The sequence below is a fragment of the Hallella absiana genome, from assembly GCF_025457485.1.
GTDB classification, from domain to species: Bacteria; Bacteroidota; Bacteroidia; order Bacteroidales; family Bacteroidaceae; genus Prevotella; species Prevotella absiana.
Map to the genome: position 1 here is coordinate 1 of NZ_JAMXSP010000018.1, position 26,578 is coordinate 26,578.

Below are 26,578 nucleotides of genomic sequence, written 5' to 3' on the forward strand. Positions count from 1 at the left end.
AAAGGTTGTACATACGATGGTTTGGACTTAATGTTTTGAACACCACTAAGTTACTAAAAATCAGCGATATGTGCAACTTTTTACTCATATTTATCAACTTAAATTAATTCCGCCAACGGGTTCCGTTTATAAATTTCCTGCCAAAGACTTATTTCTTTACCTTCTTGATCGTAGCGTAGTCTTTCTTATGGAATACGACATCGAGCAGCACTTTCTTTGTTGAGGCCGAACGGAAGACATAGTGGAAAGAGTAGCCCTTGTCCTTGAAAGCCTTGTTGCGGGTATCCTCCTTCAGTCCGCTGAGTAGGATCGTGCGAAGTGTGTCGTGGCGCGCGGTAAAGATTCTTGCGTCATCGAGTTTGCCATTGACAAGATAGTAATAATTGAAAGTGCGTGTGATGCGGTTGAAACCGATGCTGTCCGTGCGCGTATTGCCCTGATAAGGGGTTGGACAGTACTGGGCAGTGTAGTCCTTGCATTCTTTCTCTGCACGATCCTCCAATGTCTGATGATGGCAAGCGGTTAACATCAAGCTTGCTGATAACAGTGGAGCTAAAAACCTAAAACCAATCTTCTTCATATAGTGTGAAATTCCTTTTTTGTGCAAAGTTAATAAAAATAATGATAGATAGCCACCCAAATTTGCTTAGTTTTTCGTAACTTTGCGTAAAAGATAAAGAAGAAGATGGAACATATAAGGAATTTCTGCATCATCGCACACATTGATCACGGCAAATCAACGCTTGCTGATCGTATGCTGGAATACACCAATACGATTAAAATCACCGAGAACCAGATGCTTGACGACATGGATTTGGAAAGAGAGCGTGGCATCACCATCAAGAGCCATGCCATACAGATGGAATACAAGCACAACGGTGAAAATTATATACTCAATCTCATCGATACTCCGGGACACGTGGACTTCAGCTATGAGGTATCGCGCAGTATCGCTGCTTGCGAGGGCGCCCTCTTGGTGGTGGACGCTACTCAGGGCGTACAGGCTCAGACGATTTCCAATCTTTATATGGCCATTGACCATGACTTGGAGATTATCCCGGTCATCAACAAGATCGACATGCCCAACGCTATGCCCGATGAGGTGGAGGATGAGATTGTGGACCTGATTGGTTGCGATCCCTCCGAGATCATCCGTGCAAGCGGTAAGACGGGCGAAGGTGTTCCCGACATTCTCGATGCTGTGGTTGAGCGAATCCCGTCACCTAAAGGCGACAAGACAAAGCCTTTGCAGGCTCTGATCTTTGACTCGATCTTCAACTCTTTCCGTGGCATCATCGTGCTCTGCAAAGTAGAGAATGGCGTAATCCGCACCGGAGATAAACTGAAATTCGTTCAGACGGGAATGGAATATACCGCTGACGAAGTGGGTGTGCTCAAGATGGACATGGAGCCACGCAAGCAACTCTCAACGGGTGAGGTCGGCTATATCATCTCGGGCATCAAAAACGCTACCGAAGTAAAGGTCGGTGAAACCATCACCCACGTCGATGAGCCCTGCGACAAGGCTATTGAGGGATTCCAAGAGGTGAAGCCGATGGTGTTTGCCGGTGTTTATCCGATTGACCCCAATGAATATGAGAATCTCAGAACGTCGCTTGAGAAGCTGCAGCTCAACGATGCCGCATTGACATTTATGCCAGAGTCTTCTCAGGCTTTGGGCTTTGGCTTCCGCTGTGGCTTCCTCGGCTTGCTCCACATGGAAATCGTGCAGGAGAGACTCGATCGAGAATTCAACATGGAGGTGATCACCACGGTGCCCAACGTCTCGTATATGGTCTACGACAAGCAGGGTCACGCGATGGAGGTGCACAACCCCAGCGGACTCCCGGATCCGACGCTCATCGACCACATTGAGGAGCCTTATATCCGGGCAAGCATCATCACGTCGGCCGAATATATCGGTCCAATCATGCGGCTCTGTCTCGACAAGCGTGGTGAGTTGCTCGACCAGCAATACGTCTCGGGCAACCGCGTGGAACTGCATTTTATGCTGCCGTTGGGTGAGATTGTCATCGACTTCTACGATAAGTTGAAGTCAATCTCCAAAGGCTATGCGTCGTTTGACTATCACATCGACTCCTATCGTCCATCGAAGTTGGCCAAGCTCGACATACTGCTTAATGGCGAGCCTGTTGACGCACTCTCCACGCTGACCCATCAGGACAATGCCGTGACCTTGGGCCGTAGGATGTGCGAGAAGCTCAAGGACTTGATCCCACGTCAGCAGTTCGATATTGCGATCCAAGCTGCCATCGGTGCAAAGATCGTAGCGCGCGAGACGGTGAAACAAGTCAGAAAAGATGTCCTCGCCAAGTGCTATGGTGGTGATGTCAGCCGCAAGCGTAAGCTCTTGGAGAAGCAGAAGAAAGGCAAGAAGCGCATGAAACAGATTGGTAACGTGCAGGTACCACAGAAGGCTTTCCTGGCTGTGCTGAAGTTGGATTAGAGAAGTGAGAGAAAAATTGTCTAAGAGAGGAAATGCTCCTATGTTTAAGAAAATAATAGAGGAGGAATAGAAATGAAAGATTATCATAACACAACGCGGGATATTGCCCGTGAGTTGGCAAGAAAATACAGTACGATGACGCACGATGAGCTCGATATCTTGGAGAGCATCATCGTGCCAAAGAAATACGCTAAAGGAGAGATGATTCTTCGCGAAGGAGAGACTTGCGAGGACATCAGCTATATCGATCGTGGACTGGTCCGTCAGTTCTATTTCAAAAACGATAAAGAGCTGACGGAGCACATCGGTTCGGATGGCGAGATCTTCATGTGCATTGAGAGTCTGTTCCGTGAAGAGCCCACACATCTGCAAGTGGAAGCTTTGGAGCCTTGCATGATCTATTGTCTGCCGAAGCGCAGACTGGAGCAGGTGGCCCTTCACAATGTCAACATTCAGATTCTCTACCGTAAGATTTTGGAAGAGAGCTTGATCATCTCGCAGATTCATGCCGACTTGGTGCGCTTTGAGTCAGCTCAGAGCCGCTATCAGAAGCTTTGCAAGCTGAAGCCTCAGGTGGTGTTGCGTGCACCGTTGGTGTATATCGCCAGTTATCTGCAGATGACACCGGAGACGCTCAGCCGTGTCAGAGCTCAGAAAGGTGACGGATAAATAATTTATGAACTATAGAAAAAGCCATGAATGACTCATATATATAATATGGTGTGTCATTCATGGCTTTTTGTATCTATCTTGTGTAACTACATAACTGTGGTAGGCTAATCTTCTGTTTCGATTTTCTTCCTCCGCTTGATCAGACTCTTTGCGAGGAAATAGAGGAGGGCTATGGCAGCAAGGGAGCAGATGACCACTTTGATGTATTCGCCGTATTCCATGATCTTATCGTTGAGCATCTCTTCCGGAACCATCGTGTGGAGATACCATCCGAGCGCAGCGAGGATACAATTCCAGCAACCGGCACCTAACGTTGTGTAGAGTAGGAATTTCCAAAACGTCATTTTGGAGAGCCCGGCAGGGATTGAGATGAGATGGCGGATGCCGGGAATGAGTCGGCCGGTGATAGTTGCCACCATGCCATGATCATTGAAATAGTTCTCACTCTTCTCCACCTTTTTCTGATTCAGCATACAGAAGTGGCCCCAACGGCTGTTGGCGAAGCGATAGATGATAGGGCGGCCGAGATAGTAGCCTGCCAGATAGTTGATCGTAGCACCGCAGTCAGCTCCTAATGTCGCAAAGAGAATGACCAGCCAAATGTCGAGATTACCGGCGGCAGAGTGGTAGGCCGCGGGAGCAACCACCAACTCAGATGGTACCGGGATGACTGTACTCTCAAGCAACATCAGCAGGAAAACCGTCCCATAGTTGAGGTTTCCAAGAAGCGAAGATAAAAAATTCATAATGGTGTTTCTTGCGTTATGTATTTGTCAATCGTTATTTCATTCAATCCTTCAGCTCTTCATACGGCACTGCGCCCATCCGTGGATGCTGTAGCGCATAAGCGTAATAGTCAGCAGCACTCAACTCCTGCGGAAACATCGTAGCGAGAAACGAGGTAGCAGCCTCGGGATCAAGCTCCACGGTTCGTTTCAGATCAGCAAGAAAAGCCTGGCGGTCACCAAGCTCATGGTCGCACAGGGTGATAAACGCCCAACCGCCCGACCACGATCCTTTGTCGACATGGCCCACAATCTTGAGATATTGCTCACGGGCATAGCGGATGTATCCGCACTCATAGGCAGCGTAGGCCACAAGCATGGTGACTTGGTCGAGGTTGTCACCGGCAGAAGACTGTGCCTGACCGAAGCACCGCATGGCAACACTCACCTGGTTTTGTTTCAGAAAGAGAAAGCCGCGCATGACATCCAGTTCGGCTTGAGTGGCTCCTTGGTTGGCTTTGATCTTTTCAAGGCATTGCAGCGCCTCGGCATATTTACCTTCGCTGGAGAGCAGGTTGAATTTCTGGCGTAGGATTTCTATGCGGTTGATGCTCTGCGGCGGGCACAGCTGCTCAGCCTTGCTAAGGGCTTCAATCGCTTTCTTGCGGTCGTTCTGTGCCATGTAGACCGTGGCCATACCCATGTCACCGGCTTCATTTTGTGGCTGCAAAGTCTTGAAACGCTGATAGTATTTCAGCGCTTCGTCGTAGTTGCCCAGCTGCACGAGTCCGTTGGCTTTGTTGAGCACAGCGTCAAAGTCATCAGGGTCGATGGCCAGTGAGAAGTCGCTGCTCTCGATGCTGGCTTGCAGATGGTGCTGGGCAAACTGCAAGGAGGCGAGTTGGTTCCAATAGCCGTTGGCATAGGGATCCTCATCGATCAGATGGTTGAAGATGTGCTCGCTGCGCCGGAAGTCGCCTTGCTCCATGGCAATGCGCCCCTGCAACTCTTTATAGTCTCTCGAATCGGTGTCGGAGCTTTTACTCAGCCAGTATTTGGTCTGCTTAATGCAGGAATAGTCGGCAAAGAGCGTGGCGACATCGAGATAGTAGTCCTCAAGATCGTCTTCGTCGACCTCAGCCTCCTTTTCCTCCAAATATTTTTCAGCTTCAGTCACTTTTCCGTCAGCGATGAGTATCTCTGCGATGGTGTAGAAATAGTCCAGGTCTCCCTTGTCGTTGATCTGATGGGCATAGGCAAAAGCTTCCTGCGCATTGCCGTTGACAAGAATGGCATAGCGGGCGCGGAAAGCTAAAGGATGCAAGGATCCCGGAAACATATCGATGGTTTTATCGATTGTCTCCAAAGACTCTTGCGTCCTTCCGTGATAAAAATAATATTCAGCAATATCGGTCAAGTCGTCTGCGTCCATGAAGGGGAAGCTGCCCTTGCTGCGGACAGCCTCATACTGTTGGAGCATCTCCTTGAACTCTTTGCTTCGATAGAAATTATCGCTCAATCGTGTATTTTCCTTCTTTGGTTATTTCTTACTCTGCTTGGCCCATGTATCCTTGAGTCCCACAGTCTTGTTGTAGACCGGTGCAGCCTCAGTGCCGTCGGGGTCAGCCATGAAGTATCCGATGCGCTGGAACTGGAGATACTGTCCCGGCTTCATCTTGGCGGCGAAGTCCTCGACATAGCAGTTGTCGTGAACGTGCAGAGAGTTGGGATTCAGCAGCTCATGGAAGTCGCGCTCATCGGCGGATGGATTCTCCACGCTGAAGAGTCGGTCATACTCTCTGACCTCAGCCTTGACACAATGGTCAGCGCTCACCCAGTGAAGCGTGCCCTTGACCTTGCGGTTGGCACCCGGCATACCGCTCTTGCTGTCGGGATCATACGTGGCCTCGATCTCGATGATGTTGCCGTCAGCGTCTTTCTTGCATCCGGTGCACATCACGATGTAGGCATTCTTCAGTCTCACCTCTTTGCCCGGTGTCATGCGGAAGAACTTCTTCGGAGCATCCTCCATGAAGTCTCCACGCTCGATCCACAGGTTGCGGGTGAAGGTGATGGTGTGTGTGCCGGACTGCTCGTCCTCGGGATTGTTGACAGCCTCCATCTCCTCGCTCTGACCTTCGGGATAGTTGGTGATGACCAGCTTCACGGGGTCAAGGACAGCCGAGACACGTGTGGCACGCTTGTTGAGATCCTCACGAACGGCAGCCTCCAGGAGAGCCATGTCGTTGAGAGCGTCGAACTTGGTGTAGCCGATCGACTTGATGAAGTTCTTGACCGACTCCGGTGAATAGCCACGACGGCGCATACCACAGAGTGTCGGCATACGGGGATCGTCCCAGCCGTTGACGAGATGCTCGTCGACAAGGGTGTGGAGCTTGCGCTTCGACATCACGGTATAGGTGAGGTTGAGTCGGTTGAACTCGATCTGCCGCGGGCGGAAGTCGTTGAGTCCCTTGGCTGCAGTGCCGTCGTACTCTTTGAGGAAGTCAATGAACTTGTCGTAGAGTGGGCGGTGGGGCACAAACTCCAGCGTACAGATGGAGTGGGTGACACCCTCGAAATAGTCGCTCTGTCCGTGAGCAAAGTCATACATTGGATAGCAGTGCCACTTGGTACCGGTGCGGTGGTGTGGAATCTGAATGATACGGTACATGATCGGATCACGGAAGTGCATGTTGGGGTTAGCCATGTCGAGCTTGGCTCTGAGCACCATAGATCCCTCGACGGCCTCGGGGGTATTCATCTGCTGGAACAGACGCAGGTTTTCTTCCACGGGGCGGTCGCGATAAGGACTGGCAACACCGGGCGTGGTCGGCGTACCCTTCTGCTCAGCGATCTGCTCAGCGGTCTGCTCGTCGACATAGGCATTGCCCTGCTTGATCATCCAAATGGCGAAATCCCACAGCTTCTGGAAGTAGTCCGAGGCATAGTAGATATGTCCCCACTGGAAGCCGAGCCACTTGATGTCGTTGAGGATGTTCTCGACATACTCGGTATTTTCCTTCGAGGGGTTGGTGTCGTCGAACCGCAGGTTGCAGACACCATTGAACTCCTCAGCCACACCGAAGTCCATGCAGATGGCTTTGGCGTGTCCGATATGCAGATAGCCGTTGGGCTCTGGAGGGAAGCGCGTCTGAATGCGTCCTCCGTTTTTACCATTGGCCAAATCCTCCTTGACAAATTGCTCCACGAAACTCAAGCTATGCTTCTCTTCGCTGTTCTCAGTCTTGCTATTTTCCATATTTACAGTGATTCTTTTTCTTGGTGCAAAGATAATCATTTTCTATAGATTTTCATTACTCGAAATAAAATTTATCGAGATAAAAACAAAAAAACATTTGCAAATATCAATAAAAAGGATTAACTTTGCACTCGTTATCCTGAATACAATCTTTTTACCTTAGAGAAAGACTAATACCTATTGAGGATTGATGGCACTCGCTGTGAAGCGGGTGCCATTGTTTATTTTTGCCCTTTTCATCGTTCTTTTACCACATTCTCCTCGTCCCATCATTGCTACGGCAGCATAAAAAAAGACGGCTCTTGCGAGTCGCCTTCTATTGACATGTTTTTATGTGCTGCTTATTTGATGCCTCGGCTGTTGAGGGCAGCGGCATAGCGCCTGGCGTTGGCCAGATGCTCCTCATAGGTTCTTGCAAAACGGTGGGTGCCGCTGAAGTCCTCGTTGGCGCACATATAGAGATAGTCGTGATGCTTCATGTTCAGCACTGCGTCGATACCGGCCACCGACGGGATGCGGATAGGCCCTGGGGGCAGTCCGGGATTGCGGTAGGTGTTGTAGGGGCTGTTGATCGAGAGCAGATTGTTGTAGATGCGCTTGAGTCCGAATTGTTTCCAGGCGAACTTGATCGTCGGGTCAGCCTGCAGCGGCATACCCTCGGGATATTTTGCATCGCGCAGCATCAGCCGGTTGTAGTACATACCGGCGATCATTGGCTTCTCACCATTGTTGGCGGTCTCCTCGTCGACGATGCTGGCCAACGTTGTCACCTGAATCGGGTCGAGACGCAGAGCGTTGGCTTTGGCCATGCGGTCATCATCCCAGAAGAGGCGGTTCTCTTTCTGCATACGTTTCATCAGTCCGTCGATCGAGATATTCCAGTAGATGTCATAGGTGTTGGGGATGAACAGCGCGGCGATGGTGGCTGTGTCATAGCCGTATTGCTTGCAGAAGGCCTCGTCGGTGAAGTCCTTGGCCAGCGTGGCGCTGTCGACCATGAGTTTCTCTCCGAGCTCTCCTGCCAAGTCCTGCATGGTTCTGACGCTGGGCACTGTGAGGCTCAAAGGCTCCTGCATACCATTTTTGAAATGGCGGAAGACGACCAGTGCGCCCATACCCGGCTTGATGGCGTAGCGGCCCGTACGCACATGAGTGGTGAGCTTGCTGTGGCGGGCCAGCGCGCAGAAGGCATGATAGCAATGCCGCTGCGAGATGGGCTCCACCTTATTTAATAAGGAGTCGAAGTTGTCGTCCTGGTCGATGTAGACATACTTGGTGCTGCTTTGGCCGGTGAACGACGTGAAGAAATAATAATATCCGATTCCGAACAGCACGACCAAGCAGGCCACGGCCGGAAGGATGTATTTTCTCAATTCTCTTGTCATAGTAACTAATCTGTTAAAAAGACGGTGCAAAGATACTGCAAAACGCTGAATTGGCAAAACTTTTAAGATACAACATCGTGGAGAAGAATTTATTTTGAATAATTTTATGCTTAAAGTGATGTGTTATTACGAAAATGATTATCTTTGCAAACATGAAGATGTCATTTCAAATCGAATACCGAGCTCCGTTCGGGCAGTCCATGCATCTCTGCGTGACCTACTACAATGCTGAGATGCATCGCCGTGTCCACGACCTGCTTATGCATACCGACGATGGCAACACTTGGGAGGTGGAGACCAGCAGCATGGTGCTCTCGCATTTTCCCATTGCTTACGTGGAATATCACTATCAGGTAGAGGATGATCACGGCAAATGCATCCGAAAGGAGTGGAGTGGCGTACCGCGCGTCTACGCCATCGACGATTCAAAGAACTACATCTTCCAAGACCAGTGGCGCGACCTCTCGCTGCAGCACTATCTGTTTCGATGGACCAAGCGTCCGCTGGCTTATCTCAAAAACATCCCCTTTTTCGACCGCTCCATCGTGTTCCGCGTCTCGGCTCCGCATATCAAGAGCTCTCAGCATGTAGCTCTGCTCGGAAGTGAAGGCCCCCTGGGAGCATGGAACGTGAAGCATCCGCTGCCCATGCATTATATCGGTGACGGCGACTGGATGCTCTCGATCAACGCCTACGCCATCAGACTGCCGTTGGAATATAAGTATGTGGTGGTCAGCGACGAGACTCACGATGTCGTGGAGTGGGAGAAGGGCGGGAACCGACGGACGAAGATCAAACGGCTGGAGTGGGGCGAGCAGCTCGTCCTGTATGGCGGCAACCTGCGGACGGATTGCGAACTCGTCTGCCATGACGATTTTTTCAACAAGGATAACACTATTGCACATGAAATTCGAGAGTTATATATTTGATTTAGACGGAACATTGATAGAATCATTACGGGACTTAAAGGAAAGCTGCAACTATGCGCTCCAAAGCTGTGATATGCCTGTCCGTACACTTGAGGACGTGAGGATGTTTGTAGGCAACGGAGTGAAGAAGCTCATGGAGCGCGCTGTGCCCGACGGACTCGCCAACCCTCGCTTCGAAGAGGCTTATGCCATCTTCCGCCAGCACTACCTCCACCACAATCTCGACCACACGGCTCCATATCCCGGTATCATGGAGATGCTCGCCACCCTGCAGGCCAATGGTAAGGCTGTGGCTGTGGTCAGCAACAAGTTCTACGCTGCCACGCAGCAACTGGTTCGTCACTTCTTCTCCGACTATGTCTCTGTGGCCATCGGCGAGCGCGAGGACATCAAGAAGAAACCGGCTCCCGACACCGTGATGGAGGCGCTCCGCCAGCTCCATAAGCCTGTCTCCACAGCAGTTTACATCGGTGACAGCGACGTCGACATCGACACGGCAAAGAACTGCGGCATGCCCTGCATCAGTGTCCTGTGGGGGTTCCGCGACAAGCCCTTTCTCATCGATCACGGTGCCACTACCTTTGCCGCCACTCCGGCTGACATCCTGAAAATATGATGAGTACTTGGTGAGTATATGATGAGTATATGATGAGTATATGATTTGCGCCGTTTTTTATTCTCGGTGCAAAGTTACGGCACAATCTCTCCGTATCCAAATCTTTGCGTTCTATTGCGGTTAAAATCCGTTAACAACAGAGCGCAAACATCATTTTTCTATATTCATGGTCTGTGAGGGGCGTAATTATTGTATGCCCAAAGCATACATGTTGTTTGACGTGACGAGACTACTATGCTCCAAGCGTCGCACTGTCGCACCGTCGTATAAGGCCGATTCTGACATGCGGTGGGATAATCTGCGGAAAATGAGACTATAGAGTAAAAAGATATTATATTGTTGATAATCTATATTTTACGTTGATAGTATGTTTTGAATATTATGTTTACATTTGTTCGTTTTCCAATATGCGATAGCTATAAATGCGACGGTGCGACACTGCGACGGATGATAATCTTAGTCCAATTAACTGTCAAGACCAGAGTTTAGGGTAAGCTTAATGATTTTTATGAAAGAGAGATGATCGTAGCAAGAGATTTTTTCGTATTTTTGTAGTTGAAGAAAGAATCCAAAATCAATTCATCAACCATTAATTCTTACACAATCATGATCATAGACAATTTGGAGAATCTGATGCAGTATGCACCGCTGAATCCGCTTATCGAAGAAGTGTGGAAATTCATGCAAACTCATGACTGGAAAAATATGGCCAACGGGCATTATGAAATCATTCCTAACCGACTGTTTGTCAACATAGAAGACGATCAAGGCAAACAAAAGGATGAAGCCGTCGTTGAGTATCATCGCAAGATGATAGACATTCAGGTACCAATGAACTTCTACGAGACTTATGGCTACATTCCCGTCGGTGACCTGCCTAATGTTCCCTTCGATATTGAGAAAGATATTGCCAAAGTGCCCAATGTCCGTCCACGTTGCTATGTAAAGTTGCTGCCTGGTGAGTTTGCTATATTCTTCCCTCAGGATGGTCATGCACCATGCATCTCCGAGGGAAGTCTTCACAAAGCAGTTTTCAAACTATTGGTTATAGACTAAGTTTTTTTCTTGATAAAAAAGAGGGTGTATCATAATTAAGTTTTATGGTGCATCCTCTTTTCTTTTACAATGATAGTCGTAAAATTAGGATTAGGCCGACTTTTTAGTTAAAATTCCATTTTCGCTGTTTCTTAGAGTCGTCAGACCGCAATGAGGCAGAAATAGGCCGTATTAGCGGCTCCAAAAGGCTTTCCCTTGCCTTTTTTGTTGATTTTCGAGCACATTTTCTTTATGTTGAAAGCAATTGCAAAGAAAGCAAAATCCATCTTGACCTTGTCCATACCGAAGTGCCTGAAGCGTTTGTAGTTCATGTCGTATTTCATCTGTCCGAAGACGGCCTCTGGCTCTATGCATCTTTTTCCCCTATATTTTTTCCTTCTTCCGAAGTAAGTCTTTCCGCGGCCTGCTTTCTGTATTTGGCAAGACGGTGGTTGATCTCGATGATCCTGTTGCCCTTGATTGAGTGGGTTTGAAGCTGCATTCTTGCGGGGTCGAAGCTATGTTCTTGTGGGGTCGAAGCTATGTTCTTGTGGGGTTGAAGCTATGTTCCCAATGTTGTAACGCTATAGAAAAAGATCGTTCGCTACGCAGGGAATGATTAAAATCTACGCAGCGAACAATCATTTGTAAGGCAGTAAAAACAAGCGTTGGAAATCTTGCTAAATAAGTAAGTGTTAATTTCCAGTATTTATGGGCACTCACAAAGCATTTTAAGCCGAGAGTGCCCATAAAATAGGGGTGGGAAACTTTAGTTAAATAGTGTTTTGCTTGGATGATGAATACTATTTGTCGGTACCGATATTCACAGCCTTGTAGTCTGTCTTGCCCGATGGCCATTCACCAGTGATGAACAGCACAGGATTCTTGCTGGTAGAAGCATCTTTGACAGCATCCTGAAGATCAGAGATGGTCTTCATCGGCTTGTCATTGACGGTCAGAATGATGAAGCCATTGCTGATGCCACCATCTTTGAAGGCGCCGTTCTTCACATCCTTGACCTGTAGACCATAGCTGATGCCCAATTGCTTCTTCAACTCAGCACTGACAGGGATGACCTTGGCACCAAGAACATCCAAGTCGGCGGTCTTGATCACCTTGGTATTGCCTTGCATATTTTTGACGGTGACCGTCTTGCTCATCTTCTTCTTGTTGTGAAGCCAAGTGATGGTGATCTTGTCGCCCGGGTGCTTACTGTTGATGACCTCTTGTAGTTCAGCCATCTTAGTGATATTCTTGCCGTCAACGCCAACGATGACATCGCCCTTCTCGATACCGGCTGCTGAGGCTGCGCTGTTGTCCTCTACCTTAGCGACATAAACTCCGTCTACGGTACCAAGGTCGGGCACATCCTTGTTTTGATCTTTCAGGTTGTTGACATAGTTGAGCACATCCTGGCCTTGAATGCCCAGGTAAGCACGCTGTACGGTGCCGTATTTCTTCAGGTCGTCAATGACCTTTGTCATGATGGCTGTAGGAATGGCAAAACCATATCCGGCGTAGGAGCCGGTTTCAGAGAACAGCATGGCATTGATGCCGACGAGCTCGCCTTTGGTGTTGACAAGAGCGCCACCCGAGTTGCCTTTGTTGATGGCGGCATCGGTCTGAATGAAACTCTCAACGCCATTGGCACCGAGTGTGCGGGCTTTGGCGCTGATGATGCCGGCTGTCACCGTGTTGTTGAGTCCGAAAGGATTACCCACGGCGATGACCCATTCACCAACCTTCAGATTGTCGGAGTTGCCGATTGGAAGGGTAGGCAGATTCTTACCGTCGATCTTGATCAGGGCAAGGTCGGTGGTTGGATCTGTGCCGATGATGCGGGCGTTGAACTCTCTGTTGTCTTCGAGAGTAACGGTCAGTTCGTCAGCACCATTGACGACATGGTTGTTGGTGACGATATATCCGTCGGGGCTGATGATGACTCCCGATCCGGCAGCCTCCTGCTTGGGAGTTCTGATCTGACGCTTTTGTACGCCGCCATTACCGCCACCGGGATTACCGAAGAATCCGAAGGGATCAAAGAAGTCGGAGAAAGGATCACTCTGTACCTCCACGGTCTTTGTCTTGGAGTTTTGTACGTATTTAATATAGACGACGGCAGGCAGTGCCTTTTCGGCAGCGTAAGTCAAATCAACCGGCTGTCCTGCCACTTCCACCTTGTTGGTGGCTGCAGAAGCATTGGCATACTTGCCGACGGGTAGGGTCAGTGCCATGGTGCAAAGTCCTACGAGCAAATAACTGGAATACTTTTTCATTCTTTCTATAGTTTATGTTTATATGGTCTTTATTTCCACTTTGTATCTTTGTTTCACTTTGTTATCAGTTTCCTCATATCTTTGACAGAGAACTGACAATCTTTGTTGAAACACTTGCAAATATAGCATCAAAAGATGAATGACTGTCATTTTGTCCTATTACTTTATCTGACTTTAACACATTCTTTTTTGCACTTAACTGCTATTAAGTAGAATAAAAGTTGATTTTACATTCCTTTAAAAACTTACAAAATATTAATCAGCCGGTTGGCAGTTTGGAGATTATTTATTACTTTTGCAAGATGTAAGGCAGTGCTCCGGCTCGTCGCTGGCATCGCTACAGATGCGAGAGGAAAGTCCGGGCAGCATAGGACACCTCACTTCCGAAAATAGAAGCTATTGGCAACAGTAGGTGTAGGCAGAAGAAAATAACCGCCGCTCCTTGTGGGCGGTAAGGGTGAGAAGGTGGTGTAAGAGACCACCAGCCGGCGGGTGATCGTCGGGCTGTGCCGTCTGGGGGCTGCAAGTTCATGTAAACTATCGTCATGTCAGGGTTGTCCGCCCGATGCCACTTCGATGGCAACGATAGAGGGTAGAACGCTTGAGTGATGGGGTGACTCATTATCTAGATAAATGACAGAGCGCCGCCTCTTCCTGAGAACTGGCGGTTACGGAACCCGGCTTATCAGAGCACTGTCTTACTTTTTTGTTATCGCGATACAATATAAGGAGGGAAAAAAGGTTATCTCACTTGGGGATAGTACCTTGGGTAGAGGCAGTAAATTCCAGACAACGACTTAATTAAAGATTCTCATCTATGAAGGATTTAGAGCCTAATATACTTAACGATTATGAGCATCGCATCGCTCGAATCATTGAACACTACGGCGACGAGGAAACGTTTCCCCGGATGGAGCAGTATGGCGTGGCGCGTGAAGAGTTGGACAGTTTTCTGTCGGCTTATCAGGATATTCTTGACAGTGAGGGTACCCAACGGCAGCAGCTGACGGTCTATGGGATTATTGCCGTATTACCTGTGCTTGTACTGAGTGCCTTTCCTGAGGAGAGTTTACCTTGGGGCAACAAGTCGCTGTTTGTTGGTATTGGTATTGGACTGTTATTGGCGCTCATGGCCAAAGGAGTGCGGATGTTGGTGACGCGTTATCGACTGTCGCAGTTGAGAAGAGAGCAGAAAGCTTACGCACAATATGCAGACGCAGTAGACCAATATTTGATGGACAAAACCATGTGAGTATGTGATGCCTAAACAGAATGAATACTTAAACTTAACGACTAAAACTATATGAAAGACTTACAGTTACCGGATTTTATGAAGTACAGCGACAAATACACTGCTTCAGGGTTTGTCGAGAAGATTTCTCATATCGCCAAGCGGGCAGGAGCCAAACTCGTATATGCTGCGCTCATTCTTTACTACACGCTTCAGAGCAAGGATGTACCATTGAAGGACAAAGCGATTATCATTGGCGCTTTGGGCTATCTGATCAGTCCTTTGGATGTTATCCCCGACGCAATACCTATCGCTGGATTGGGCGATGATGTGGCAGTATTGTTGTATGTGTTACGCAAAATCAAGGGTGACCTTACCGACGATGTGAAGAAGCGTGCTTACGACAAACTGTCGAAATGGTTTGATGAGGACGAAATTGAAGAGGCCAATCATCTCTGGGACGATGCCGACCAATAAAAAATACTCTTCCGTTTGCAAAGGATTCTCATTTATGTTTAGTAACTTTGCACTCGTATTTAGGAGTATAGAATTGGAGGTTTGAGATCAGAGTGATGCTGAGAAGAAAGATCATACCATTCATTGTGAGACGGAGAGTCTATATTGCGGTGATTCTCCCCTTGATGTTGTTGTTTTGGCTTACTTGTATGGCTTTGCCTGCAACGGAAAACGACATGCGAAAGTCTGTCTGTATGTTGGATGGAACAGCTACGCTTTGCTTGAGCGATGGTCAGCATGTTACTGACTTACAGGTACATCCCATCCATCAGCAAGGAGTATGGATCAATCGCCATTGGTGGTGGCCGAGTTGTGATGGTCGTGTGTTGACATTGCTTTCTTTTCCTTCTTCTCATTTTGCAAAAATACAGCCTGATACTGCTTTGAAACGTCAGCGTGACTCTTTGTCTGTGGCGCTGCATCGCTCTACAATGGTCAGAAAGGAGTTGGAATACTATCTACGCTGTCATAATGTCCAGGACGAAGGATACAACCGTATCGCCGCTTACAGCGCATGGCAAAAACAGCAACTCGACTCTTTGAAGCGTTTAAGCGCGGCGACCAGCAAGTTGGGTCAGCGTCATTTGACTTTGCTTTATAAGTGTCGTTTCACGGTGTCGTGGTATGATGATAAGGGACAGCTGCATCGTCGCTCTTGTCGCTTACTGCGCATTCCGTCTGACAGCATCAGCCTTCCTGTCATTGTGCATACCGATAAAACTGTCATTCCTTGGGGATGCCGGGCGGTGAAGAATGTGCCTTGGGGAGTGTCCCGGCATAAAGAGGTGATCACCGTCACGTTGTCACCTGCCGACATCCGGCGGAAAGACCATACAATTCTTACCCGCGGTGATTATGATCGTGGGCAGAAAATTGGGGTGGCTCATGCCTTTGCCCAGCCGGGAACAGCAGTATTCACGCTTCATGGCCGTTTTGTGGGATTAGTAGATAAGGAGGGGTCGTTATGAAATCAGGCTTGAGACATATTCTCTCTACTTTCCTTTTCCTGCCGTTCTTGGCTCTTCTGTTCAACGGCTGTACAGTGAAGACCAACGACGTTGCCAAGATGTCGTGGCAAGGTAAGACTTACCAGGGACAGACGCTTCATGGCAAGCCTGATGGCTTGGGTACGCTCTCGAATGGCGACTCCATTATATATAGTGGTATATGGAAGAATGGTTTGCGCCAGGGTAAAGGGTGGACTTTGGACTCATTAGGAAACCGAATAGACGGTGTTTGGAACCATGACACACTGACGAGTGGTGTGCGTAGGGATTCTGCCGGACTTTATAAGGGTGACTTTAACCGTCAGCTGCAGGCCAATGGCTATGGCACACTGATCGATAACCAGAGCACGCTTTATGAGGGCTTTTGGCAAAAGGGAAGTCGCAGAGGTTTTGGCTTTTCCAGTCAGCATCGTTTCTTCAGAGTAGGAGAGTGGAAGGATGATGTGTATAAAGGAGAGCGGTTGAACTACAATTCCTCACGGCTCTATGGCATCGACTTGTCGAAATATCAGCATGTGAAAGGAAAGCATCGCTATGGCATCGACTGGTCGCGCCTGCGTATTACCCATTTGGGCACGCTGTCGAAGAAAAATGTGAGTGGACATGTGAACTATAAGATCTCGTTTATCTTCATCAAGTCCACCGAAGGCAGCTCTATGCTGAATCCTTACTACCTTTCGGATTATGCCGCTTCACGTAAGCATGGCTATCCTACGGGTACCTACCACTATTTCACGCATCGCTCGTCCGGCAGTCAGCAGGCCGCCTTTTTCTTGTCTAATAGCTGCGTGGCGCAGAACGACTTGCCGCCGGTGCTGGACTTGGAACTGCTGCCCAGTCAAATACGCAAGATGGGTGGTGTGACAGTAATGTGGCAAAATGTGAGGGCGTGGCTTCGTACGGTAGAGCGCCGCACGGGCAAACGGCCGATTCTTTACATCAGTCAGACGTTTGTCAACCGCTATCTCGACTCGGCTCCGGACATTAAGCACAGTTATCCCGTTTGGATCGCTCGCTATGGTGAATATAAGCCGGACATTAAGTTGAAGATTTGGCAGTTGGCACCCGACGGGAGGGTCGACGGTATTCACGGTGCGGTAGATATTAACGTGTTTAACGGCTATAAAATCGAATTTTAATAGAATTTCCTTTCATTTTGATTAATTTCTATCCAAATATAGTATCAATTCAAAGAAAAATTACTATATTTGCAACGAGTTTAATCAATAAAGGGAATTATATGTTGGATATCGAAATGGTGAAGCAGTTCTACGCTGCTTATTCTTCCAAGATTTCAACGGTAAGAGGGACATTGAAAAGACCGTTGACCTATGCCGAAAAAATACTCTTTACTCATCTTTATGATGAAGCATCGTTGAAGCCACTGAAGCGTGGTGCCGATTATGCTGATTTTCGACCGAACAGAGTGGCGATGCAAGATGCTACGGCACAGATGGCCTTGCTGCAATTTATGAATGCGGGAAGAGAGCATGTCGCTGTTCCAGCTTCAGTGCATTGCGATCACCTTATCCGTGCTGACGAAGGTGCCAAGGATGATCTTGGAGTGGCTTGTAAAGAGAATAAGGAGGTATATGATTTCCTTCGGTCTGCGTCAAATAAATATGGTATTGGCTTTTGGGGGCCTGGTGCAGGCATCATCCATCAAGTGGTTCTGGAAAACTATGCATTCCCCGGTGGTATGATGATCGGTACCGATTCTCATACGCCCAATGCGGGAGGTTTAGGCATGGCTGCTATCGGCGTAGGTGGCGCGGATGCCGTAGATGTTCTCACCGGACAGCCTTGGGAGTTGCGTATGCCTCGTATCATTGGCGTTCATCTTCATGGACAGCTTCAAGGATGGGCAGCACCCAAAGATGTCATACTGACGATCCTCGGACTGTTGACGACCAAAGGCGGTACCAATGCAATTATGGAGTATTTCGGTGAAGGCACCAAGAGCTTGTCTACCACAGGTAAGGCCACCATCTGCAACATGGGAGCAGAATTGGGCGCAACCTGTTCTTTATTCCCTTACGACGATAACGCCGATGAGTATCTCTGTCAGACCGGTCGCGAACAGGTGGCTGCGATGGCACGTCAGCATGCTGCGGATCTTAGAGCCGACGCTGATGTGGAGCTTCAGCCTGAGATGTATTACGATCAGGTCATCGACCTCGATCTTTCCAAGATAGAACCACACCTTAATGGTCCTTTTACGCCAGACGCTGCCACGTCGATCTCTCAGATGCGTGAGAAAGGTCCGGCCAACGATTATCCGATGAACGTAGAGGTTGCGCTGATTGGCTCCTGCACCAACTCTTCTTACCAAGACTTGTCTCGTGCGGCTTCTGTCGCCCGTCAGGCTTTGGCATTGCATCTGAAGGTGAAGGCGCAACTTATTGTTTGCCCTGGTTCGGAGCAGATCCGCTGTACGGCAGAACGTGATGGCATCTTGGATGATTTCCGTGCTATTGGTGCCGTGGTCATGGCCAACGCCTGTGGCCCGTGTATCGGTCAGTGGAAACGACATACCGACGACAACACCCGAAAGAATGCCATTGTCACCTCTTTCAATCGTAATTTCCGTCGCCGTGCTGATGGCAATCCCAATACTTATGCTTTTATAGGCTCGCCTGAGATGACGGTGGCCTTGGCCTTAGCCGGAAAGCTGGATTTCAATCCTGCAACAGACAAACTGACTAATGAAGAAGGTAAGGAGGTGATGCTCAAGGAGCCTCAGGGCTTTGTCTTCCCACCCCAGGGCTTCACCTGTGGAAAAGAAGGAGATGCCATCACTACATTGGAGCAGGAGGGTCTCTTCGTTCCTCCTACGGATCAGCATACCGATGCGCCAGTCGTCATCGCTCCCGGTTCCAAGCGTCTGCAACGGCTGGAGCCTTTCGCAGCTTGGGATGGAAATGACTTGGTGGATATGCCGTTGTTGATCAAGGTCAAAGGCAAGTGCACGACTGACCACATCTCTATGGCTGGTCCTTGGCTTCGCTTCCGTGGCCATCTCCAAAACATCTCCGACAATCTGCTGATGGGAGCAGTGAATGCCTTCAACGATGAGAGTAACAACGTGAAGGATCAGATCGACGGTCAGTACAAAGCCGTCTCCGCCGCAGCGAAAGATTATAAAGTTCACAACATGGGCAGCATCATCGTGGCAGAGGACAACTATGGCGAGGGCTCTTCGCGTGAGCATGCAGCTATGGAGCCCCGTTTTCTCAATGTCAAGGTGGTGTTGGCAAAGAGCTTCGCCCGCATCCATGAGACCAACTTGAAAAAACAAGGTATGCTCGCACTGACGTTTGCGAATAAGGATGACTATGATAAGGTGCAGGAGGATGACCGCATCTCCGTGACCGGTCTTAAAGCATTCGCCCCGGGGAAATCGTTGACGGTCACCTTGACGCATAAGGATGGGACGAGTGATAGTTTCGAGGCGCTCCACACCTATAATCAAATACAAATCGAATGGTTCAAGGCTGGCTCAGCTTTGAACAACCTTTTAAGATCTTAAACAGGATACTATTATGAATATCAGTAAACAAAACGGGGCACTCATAGTACCCGATTATCCGACTATCCCTTTCATCGAAGGAGATGGTGTAGGCAAAGAGATATCACCCATCATGCGCGCAACCGTGGATGCCGCAGTGGAGAAATGCTATGGCGGTAAGCGCAAGATCGAATGGAGAGAGGTGCTCGCCGGTGGCAAAGCCCACGAGCGGACCGGTGAATGGCTGCCGCAGGCCACGATGGATGCCTTCCGGGAGTGTCTTGTGGGCATCAAAGGTCCTCTGATGACTCCTGTCGGAGGTGGTATTCGTAGTTTGAACGTAGCGCTGCGCCAAGGACTCGACCTCTATGTCTGTCAGCGTCCTGTCCATTGGTTTGAAGGTATCGAGAGTCCTGTGAAGCATCCGGAAAAAGTGGATATGTGCATCTTCCGTGAAAACACGGAGGACATCTACGCTGGTATCGAATGGGAGGCAGGATCAGACGACGCCCGTAAGTTCTACCGGTTCCTCCATGACGAGATGGGGGTTACGAAGGTTCGTTTCCCCGAGACCTCTGGCTTTGGTGTCAAACCCGTCAGCCGTGAGGGTTCGGAGCGTCTTGTCCGTGCGGCCATAGAATATGCCCTGTCCCACAATCTTCCGTCAGTGACATTGGTTCACAAGGGCAATATCATGAAGTTCACCGAAGGCGGATTCAAGAAATGGGCTTACGAGTTGGCAGAGCGCGAGTACGGCGATGCACTGAAGTCCGGTCGCCTGGTGATAAAGGACTGCATCTGCGACGCTTTTTTGCAAAATGCGCTTTTGAAGCCGCAGGACTATAGTGTCATTGCCACGATGAATCTCAATGGTGACTATGTCTCTGATATGTTGGCGGCTCAGGTGGGTGGCATTGGCATTGCTCCCGGTGGCAATATCAATTACCAGACGGGGCATGCTATCTTTGAGGCTACTCACGGCATCGCTCCCGACATAGCCGGAAAGAATATCGTCAATCCTTCGAGTATATTGCTTTCGGCGGTGATGATGCTTGACTACATCGGATGGAAAGAAGCAGGACAGACCATTGAGCAGAGTCTGGCCGAGCTTTACCGCCACCATACGGCCACGGCTGACCTTGCGCGGATGATGACCGACGGAAAGTCGTTGGGTACGAGAGAATTTGGTGACGCTGTCATCAAAGGTATTTTGAAGTAAGCTAAAAGTTACGGTGTTATGAGAAAGGAATATCTGATATACAAGTTGAGCGATGAGGTGAAGAACTCTTGCAAGATCCCTCGCGAGGCTTTTACTAAATATGGTGTGAAGCGTGGACTGCGCAATGAGGATGGCACAGGTGTGCTTGTCGGACTGACCAATATCGGTAATGTCGTTGGCTACGAGCGTAATGACGACGGATCGCTGCGTCCTTGTCCGGGTCGGCTCTATTATCGTGGCTATGAACTCGACGACCTTGTCTCTCCATTGCTGAAAGAGAAGCGTTTCGGTTTCGAGGAAATTGCTTACTTGCTCCTCTCCGGCAATCTGCCCGATGAGGAGGAGTTGACGGCTTTCCGTGAGCTGATCAATGAGAATATGCCGCTTGACCATCGTACGATTGTGCACATCATCGACTTGGAAGGCAGCAACATCATGAACATCCTGGCCCGTTGCGTGCTGGAGATGTACACCTTTGATCCTAATCCCGATGACATCTCGCGCGACAATCTTATGCGGCAGTCCATCGAGCTTATTGCCAAGTTCCCGACGATCATCGCCTACGCTTACAACATCTATCGCCACTCCATGCAGGGCAGCAGTCTCAATATCCGTCATCCGCGTGAGAACATGACGATCGCAGAGAACTTCCTCTATATGCTTAAGGATGAAGACTTCACCGAACTCGACGCGCGTATGCTCGATTTGCTGCTTATCATACAGGCTGAGCACGGCGGTGGTAACAACTCCACGTTTACGGTGCGTGTGACCTCTTCAACCCGCACCGACACCTATTCCAGTATAGCTGCGGGAATCGGCTCTCTCAAGGGACCTTTGCATGGTGGCGCCAATATCAAGGCGATCAATATGTTCCACCATCTCAAGGAGCAAATCTCTGACTGGACCAACATCGACGAGATCGATACCTATCTCAACCGCATGCTCAACAAGGAGGCTTACGACAAGACAGGTCTGGTTTATGGCATCGGCCATGCCGTATACACCATGAGCGATCCGAGAGCAGTGGAGCTCAAGAAGTTGGCCGGTGAGTTAGCCAAGGAGAAGGGAATGGTCAAGGAGTACAACTTCCTGAAGCTCATCGAGCAGGAGGGCGTGAAGTGTGTCTCTGCTTTCCGCAAGACTACAAAGCCAATCTGTGCCAACCTCGACTTCTACAGTGGCTTCATCTATGAGATGATAGGTCTTCCACAGGAGATTTATACGCCTATTTTTGCTATGGCACGTATTGTCGGCTGGACAGCCCATCGTATCGAGGAACTGAACTTTGAAGGCCGTCGCATCATCCGTCCTGCTTACAAGAACATCTTGGAGCAGAAAAGTTATGTGCCCATTAAAGACAGATAACCGTTGTAGCTTAATAATTCTTAAATGTTTAGAGGTAGAAAGCCGTAGACATACAGCTTCTTAGAAAAATGTAGTAACTTTGCATCTACTTCTACGAGTTAGGAGCATGATACAAACAATTAATAGTTTATACAAAACAAAATGGCAACAAAAATCAGATTACAGCGCGGTGGTCGCAAGGGCTATGCTTTCTATAGCATTGTGATTGCTGATGTAAGAGCACCACGTGATGGTAAGTTTACAGAGAAGATCGGTACTTTCAACCCGAACACCAATCCTGCAACCGTAGATTTGAAATTCGACCGTGCTTTGTACTGGGTAGAGACCGGTGCACAGCCAACAGACACAGTCCGCAACATCCTTAAGGGTGAGGGCGTCTACATGATGAAGCACCTGCGCGGTGGCGTTAAGAAGGGCGCTTTTGACGAGGCTGCCTGCCAGCAGAAGTTCGACGCTTGGAAAGCTGCCAAGGAGCAGAAGTTAAATGCTGTTCGCAGTGCAGAGACCAAGAGCCGTGAGGACGCAGCTGCCAAGGAGTTGGAGGCTGAGAAGAAGGTGAATGAGGCTATTGCTAAGAAGGTGGCTGACAAGAAGGCTGCTGAGGCTGCTGCTAAGGCAGAGGCTGAGGCCGCAAAGGCTGCTGAGGCTGCTCAGGCTGAGGCTCCCGCAGAGGAGGCTCCTGCTGAGGCTTAATCCTCACTTTTCTTTCAAAGAAATAATCAAAGGATGTATTGCTTATTGCAGTGCATCCTTTTTTTTACGCCCTCTTAGCGCTGCATGGCATATTTTTTGTAGCTATGCTAATTAAAAACAGGAGGATAAGATTATGGCATTTATTGATTATTACAAGATTCTTGGCGTCGACAAGGACATCCCGCAGAAGGACGTCCGTCGGGCATATTTGAAGCGGGCAAAACAGTTTCATCCGGATTTGCATCCCGATGATCCAAAGGCAAAAGCAAAGTTCCAGGCACTCAACGAAGCTTACGAGGTGATCAATGATCCTGAGAAGCGTAGGAAATACGATCAGTTTGGCGAGCACTGGAAAGAGGCCGATGCCTTCAATGGAGCCGGTGGCGCAGGAGGTAATGGCGGCAGCTCGTTCCATTGGAGTTCAGGTGGAGGATCGCCTTTCGACAATTTCGACTTCTCGCAATTTGGTGGTGGTGGAGGTTTCTCCAGCTTCTTCGAAGATCTTTTTGGCAATATGGGCGGTTCTCGTTCGTCAGCGGGTGGCAGTAGAATGCGGACAAGCAATGGCGAGATGAATGCCAATGTCTATATCGATCTCTATACGGCGTTGCTCGGTGGAGAGATCGTCATTCAGCTCAATAATGGCAAGAAAATCAAACTGAGAGTAAAGCCAGAAACGCAAAACGATACGAAGGTGCGCGTACGTAACCAGGGTTATGACAGAGGTGACGGCACATACGGCGACCTGATTATCACCTACAAAGTGAAGTTGCCGACAAATCTCAACGATAAGCAAAAGGATCTGCTCCGTCAGATGCAGATGGCGCAATAAACAAAGAATGCCGTTGCGCTCTTCTCTTTCATAGAATAAACATTTCATTCAAGCAGTTTCTATCTAATGGTAGGAGCTGCTTTTTTTGTTTTCAAATCATGGCTGACCGTTGAGAGTGAGAGAAATAGAGTCGTTTTACGCCATTCTCTTTGTGTTGAAGGCTTGATAAGACAGAATGATTCTCAGGCATTTCGATTTTTTCTAAAGTAACTTTTGAGGGCTCGTTTTTTTTTAGTAACTTTGCATCATATTATCAATATACGGAAACATAAAATCATTATATAATGAAGATTTCTTATAAATGGCTCAAGGAATATGTTGATTTCGACCTGACGCCACAGGAGACAGCGGACGCGCTTACTTCTACAGGTTTGGAAGTTGACGCCTTGGAGGAAGTTCAGGCAATCAAAGGAGGATTGAAAGGACTTTACGTCGGTAAGGTGCTGACGTGTGAGATGCATCCCAATAGTGACCATTTGCATATCACTACGGTGGATCTTGGCAAAGGCGAGCCCCAGCAGATTGTCTGCGGTGCTCCCAATGTGGCAGCCGGACAGAAAGTTATCGTGGCTGACCTTGGCTGCGTGCTCTATGACGGCGACAAGGAGTTCACTATCAAGAAATCAAAGCTTCGTGGTGTGGAAAGCTACGGCATGATCTGTGCTGAGGATGAGATCGGAGTGGGTACAGACCACGCTGGCATCATCGTGCTCCCTGATGACGCTGTCGTCGGCACGCCCGCAGCAGAATACTATCATCTTGAGAGCGATTGGGTAATCGACATTGACATCACGGCCAACCGTGCCGATGCCCTCAGCCATTATGGCGTTGCCCGTGACTTGTATGCCTGGCTCGTTCAGCGCGGCTACAAGACCAGTTTGCATCGTCCCGACTGCTCACGTTTTCATGTCGACAACAACGACCTGCCTATTGAGGTGGATATTGAGAACCATGAGGCCTGCAAGCGCTATGCCTGCTTGAGCATCACAGACTGTGATGTCAAGGAGAGTCCTAAATGGCTTCAGGACAAGCTGACGGTCATCGGCCTCCGTCCGATCAACAACATCGTGGACATCACCAATTACATCATGATGGCCTATGGACAGCCGATGCATTGCTTCGATGCTGATATGGTCAAGGGCCATAAGATCGTGGTTCGGACGCAGCCCGAGGGAACAGAGTTCATCACACTCGACGGCCAGAAGCATATCCTTGGCGAGCACGACCTCAGCATCTGCAATGCCGAAGAGCCTATGTGTATCGCCGGTGTCTTTGGTGGCAAGGGCAGTGGCACCTATGAGACAACCAAGAATGTGGTCTTGGAGAGTGCTTATTTCCATCCGACATGGATCCGCAAGAGTGCCCGCCGTCATGGATTGAGCACAGATGCCAGCTTCCGTTTCGAGCGTGGCATCGATCCCAACGGCACCATCTACGCTTTGAAGCAGGCTGCCATCCTTTGTCAGGAGTTGGCCGGTGGCAAGGTTTCGATGCAGATCAACGATGTCTATCCAGACCCGTTACCCGACTTTAAAGTAAATCTGAAGTACGAATATTGCGACAGACTGATTGGTAAGCAATTAGGTCACGAGACAATCAAGAGTATCGTCAAGAGCTTGGAGATGCGCATCGACCATGAGGATGAAGAGGGACTCGAACTCACCGTACCTGCTTATCGTGTGGACGTGCAGCGTCCCTGTGATGTCGTTGAAGACATCCTTCGCATCTATGGTTACAACAACGTGGAGATTCCTACTCAGTTGAAATCTTCGTTGACGGTTGCCGGCGAAGAGGATAAAGATCATCGACTGGAGAATATCGTCAGCGAGCAGCTTGTGGGTTGCGGTTTCAATGAGATTCTGAACAACTCTCTGACGAAGACTTCATACTATCAACCCAATGAGCTCAATACTTATCCTTGGGAAAAGACGGTGAAGATCATGAATCCGCTCAGCTCAGACTTGGGAGTGATGCGTCAGACGCTGCTCTTTGGTGGCTTGGAGTCGTTGTCCCGCAATGTCAACCGCAAGGCCAAGAATCTACGCTTCTTCGAGGTGGGCAATGTCTACAGTTATGCTGCTGAGAAGAATACGCCCGAGGCTCCTATCAAGGCCTATTCCCAGGACTATCATCTCGCCCTTTGGCTGACTGGTAAATTTGTTGAGGGCTCTTGGGCACATGCCGATGAGGATACCTCTGTCTTCCAGTTGAAGGCTTATGTCTACAATATTCTGAAGCGTGCCGGTGTCGCTCCGCACATGCTTGTCGAGGCTCACAGCGAGAACAACATTTTCTCGGAAGGTATCGCACTTAACAATCGTGCCGGCAAGACACTCGTCAACTATGGCAAACTTTCCCACAAGGTGCTGGCACCGCAGGGCATCGACCAGGATGTCTTCTACGCAGAGTTTGACTGGACTGGCATCTTGAAGGCTATCAAGAAAAATAAGGTGGAGTTCAAGGAACTCAGCAAGTATCCTTCTGTCAGCCGTGACCTGGCTCTGTTGGTCGACGACAATGTGGAGTTTGCACAAATCGAGCAGATCGCTTACCAGAGTGAGAAGAAGCTTCTGAAGCGTGTTGAGCTCTTCGATGTTTATCAGGGCAAGAACCTGCCTAACGGCAAGAAGAGCTATGCCGTCAACTTCATCCTTGAGGACGAGGAGAAGACTTTGAACGACAAGCAGATCGACGCGATCATGAAGAAGCTGATCCACAACCTCACCACAAAGCTCGGTGCTGAGCTGCGATAGGGCAGGTCTGCCATGCAAAGCGTAAAGCAAAATAGAGAATCAAAAATAATATAGTTAAAGATTTAAGCTACGAGATTAGCTACATTA

At 49.0% G+C, this 26,578-nt stretch carries 21 protein-coding genes, 1 other RNA gene and 1 pseudogene; 16 read left to right on the plus strand and 7 right to left on the minus strand.

Annotated features, from left to right (window positions below; genetic code table 11):
• Positions 1–148: 148 nt before the first annotated feature.
• A complete protein-coding gene (locus NG346_RS09675) occupies positions 149–532 on the minus strand; it encodes a hypothetical protein (RefSeq protein WP_396266807.1) in 384 nt (127 codons plus the stop codon).
• 153 nt (positions 533–685) lie between these two features.
• On the opposite strand from NG346_RS09675, the gene lepA reads away from it, so the two are divergent.
• Together lepA and NG346_RS09685 are read left to right on the plus strand one after the other, a co-directional pair.
• Positions 686–2,467 (plus strand): translation elongation factor 4, encoded by a 1,782-nt coding sequence (lepA, locus tag NG346_RS09680; RefSeq protein WP_262280094.1) that lies wholly within the window; start codon positions 686–688, stop codon positions 2,465–2,467.
• A gap of 72 nt (positions 2,468–2,539) precedes the next feature.
• A complete protein-coding gene (locus NG346_RS09685; protein WP_262280095.1) occupies positions 2,540–3,136 on the plus strand; it encodes a Crp/Fnr family transcriptional regulator in 597 nt (198 codons plus the stop codon).
• Between the two features lie 107 nt (positions 3,137–3,243).
• Here the strand turns inward: NG346_RS09685 and NG346_RS09690 are convergent, their stop codons facing one another.
• The 4 genes from NG346_RS09690 to mltG form a co-directional block, all read right to left on the minus strand.
• Complete coding sequence (locus NG346_RS09690; RefSeq protein WP_262280096.1) at positions 3,244–3,885, minus strand: DedA family protein; 642 nt, start codon at positions 3,883–3,885, stop codon at positions 3,244–3,246.
• Between the two features lie 43 nt (positions 3,886–3,928).
• On the minus strand, positions 3,929–5,383 hold the full coding sequence (locus NG346_RS09695) for a tetratricopeptide repeat protein (RefSeq protein WP_262280097.1): 1,455 nt from the start codon (positions 5,381–5,383) through the stop codon (positions 3,929–3,931).
• Positions 5,384–5,404: 21 nt separating this feature from the next.
• Positions 5,405–7,126 carry a glutamine--tRNA ligase/YqeY domain fusion protein gene (locus tag NG346_RS09700; protein WP_262280098.1) on the minus strand — a complete coding sequence of 574 codons (1,722 nt, stop codon included), beginning with the start codon at positions 7,124–7,126 and terminating at the stop codon, positions 5,405–5,407.
• A gap of 341 nt (positions 7,127–7,467) precedes the next feature.
• On the minus strand, positions 7,468–8,511 hold the full coding sequence (gene mltG / locus NG346_RS09705) for an endolytic transglycosylase MltG (RefSeq protein ID WP_262280099.1): 1,044 nt from the start codon (positions 8,509–8,511) through the stop codon (positions 7,468–7,470).
• 158 nt (positions 8,512–8,669) lie between these two features.
• On the opposite strand from mltG, the gene NG346_RS09710 reads away from it, so the two are divergent.
• The 3 genes from NG346_RS09710 (at position 8,670) to NG346_RS09720 (ending at position 11,112) form a co-directional block, all read left to right on the plus strand.
• A complete protein-coding gene (locus tag NG346_RS09710) occupies positions 8,670–9,440 on the plus strand; it encodes a carbohydrate-binding module family 20 domain-containing protein (protein WP_262280100.1) in 771 nt (256 codons plus the stop codon).
• A complete protein-coding gene (locus NG346_RS09715; RefSeq protein WP_262280101.1) occupies positions 9,415–10,056 on the plus strand; it encodes an HAD family hydrolase in 642 nt (213 codons plus the stop codon). The genes NG346_RS09710 and NG346_RS09715 overlap by 26 nt, the downstream gene beginning before the upstream one ends.
• A 606-nt stretch (positions 10,057–10,662) precedes the next feature.
• Entirely contained in the window at positions 10,663–11,112 is a 450-nt protein-coding gene (locus NG346_RS09720; protein ID WP_262280102.1) for a YhcH/YjgK/YiaL family protein, read from the plus strand.
• Positions 11,113–11,252: 140 nt separating this feature from the next.
• Here the strand turns inward: NG346_RS09720 and NG346_RS09725 are convergent.
• A pseudogene (locus NG346_RS09725) lies at positions 11,253–11,569 on the minus strand (transposase); the annotation flags it as partial.
• Positions 11,570–11,894: 325 nt separating this feature from the next.
• The gene (locus NG346_RS09730; RefSeq protein ID WP_262280103.1) at positions 11,895–13,367 is read right to left on the minus strand and encodes a Do family serine endopeptidase; all 1,473 of its coding nucleotides are present in this window, start codon (positions 13,365–13,367) and stop codon (positions 11,895–11,897) included.
• 309 nt (positions 13,368–13,676) lie between these two features.
• Here NG346_RS09730 and rnpB point away from each other — a divergent pair.
• The 11 genes from rnpB (at position 13,677) to pheT (ending at position 26,491) form a co-directional block, all read left to right on the plus strand.
• Positions 13,677–14,068, plus strand: an RNA gene (rnpB, locus tag NG346_RS09735) — RNase P RNA component class A.
• A 116-nt stretch (positions 14,069–14,184) separates the two neighbouring features.
• Positions 14,185–14,619 carry a hypothetical protein gene (locus NG346_RS09740; protein ID WP_262280104.1) on the plus strand — a complete coding sequence of 145 codons (435 nt, stop codon included), beginning with the start codon at positions 14,185–14,187 and terminating at the stop codon, positions 14,617–14,619.
• A gap of 51 nt (positions 14,620–14,670) precedes the next feature.
• On the plus strand, positions 14,671–15,075 hold the full coding sequence (locus NG346_RS09745) for a YkvA family protein (protein WP_262280105.1): 405 nt from the start codon (positions 14,671–14,673) through the stop codon (positions 15,073–15,075).
• Positions 15,076–15,290: 215 nt separating this feature from the next.
• The gene (locus NG346_RS09750) at positions 15,291–16,082 is read left to right on the plus strand and encodes a hypothetical protein (RefSeq protein WP_262280106.1); all 792 of its coding nucleotides are present in this window, start codon (positions 15,291–15,293) and stop codon (positions 16,080–16,082) included.
• Positions 16,079–17,260 (plus strand): GH25 family lysozyme, encoded by a 1,182-nt coding sequence (locus tag NG346_RS09755; protein ID WP_262280107.1) that lies wholly within the window; start codon positions 16,079–16,081, stop codon positions 17,258–17,260. Before NG346_RS09750 ends, NG346_RS09755 begins: the two co-directional genes overlap by 4 nt.
• A 101-nt stretch (positions 17,261–17,361) precedes the next feature.
• Positions 17,362–19,650 carry an aconitate hydratase gene (locus tag NG346_RS09760; protein WP_262280108.1) on the plus strand — a complete coding sequence of 763 codons (2,289 nt, stop codon included), beginning with the start codon at positions 17,362–17,364 and terminating at the stop codon, positions 19,648–19,650.
• Between the two features lie 13 nt (positions 19,651–19,663).
• Positions 19,664–20,848, plus strand: coding sequence for an NADP-dependent isocitrate dehydrogenase (gene icd / locus NG346_RS09765; protein ID WP_263010696.1), 1,185 nt, complete (start codon positions 19,664–19,666; stop codon positions 20,846–20,848).
• A gap of 18 nt (positions 20,849–20,866) precedes the next feature.
• A complete protein-coding gene (locus tag NG346_RS09770) occupies positions 20,867–22,213 on the plus strand; it encodes a citrate/2-methylcitrate synthase (RefSeq protein ID WP_154534447.1) in 1,347 nt (448 codons plus the stop codon).
• A 141-nt stretch (positions 22,214–22,354) separates the two neighbouring features.
• Complete coding sequence (locus NG346_RS09775; RefSeq protein WP_262280109.1) at positions 22,355–22,906, plus strand: 30S ribosomal protein S16; 552 nt, start codon at positions 22,355–22,357, stop codon at positions 22,904–22,906.
• 133 nt (positions 22,907–23,039) lie between these two features.
• The gene (locus NG346_RS09780; protein WP_262280110.1) at positions 23,040–23,738 is read left to right on the plus strand and encodes a J domain-containing protein; all 699 of its coding nucleotides are present in this window, start codon (positions 23,040–23,042) and stop codon (positions 23,736–23,738) included.
• Between the two features lie 284 nt (positions 23,739–24,022).
• Positions 24,023–26,491: a phenylalanine--tRNA ligase subunit beta gene (gene pheT, locus NG346_RS09785; protein ID WP_262280111.1), complete on the plus strand. Its 2,469-nt coding sequence runs from the start codon at positions 24,023–24,025 to the stop codon at positions 26,489–26,491.
• The last annotated feature ends 87 nt before the right edge of the window (positions 26,492–26,578 follow it).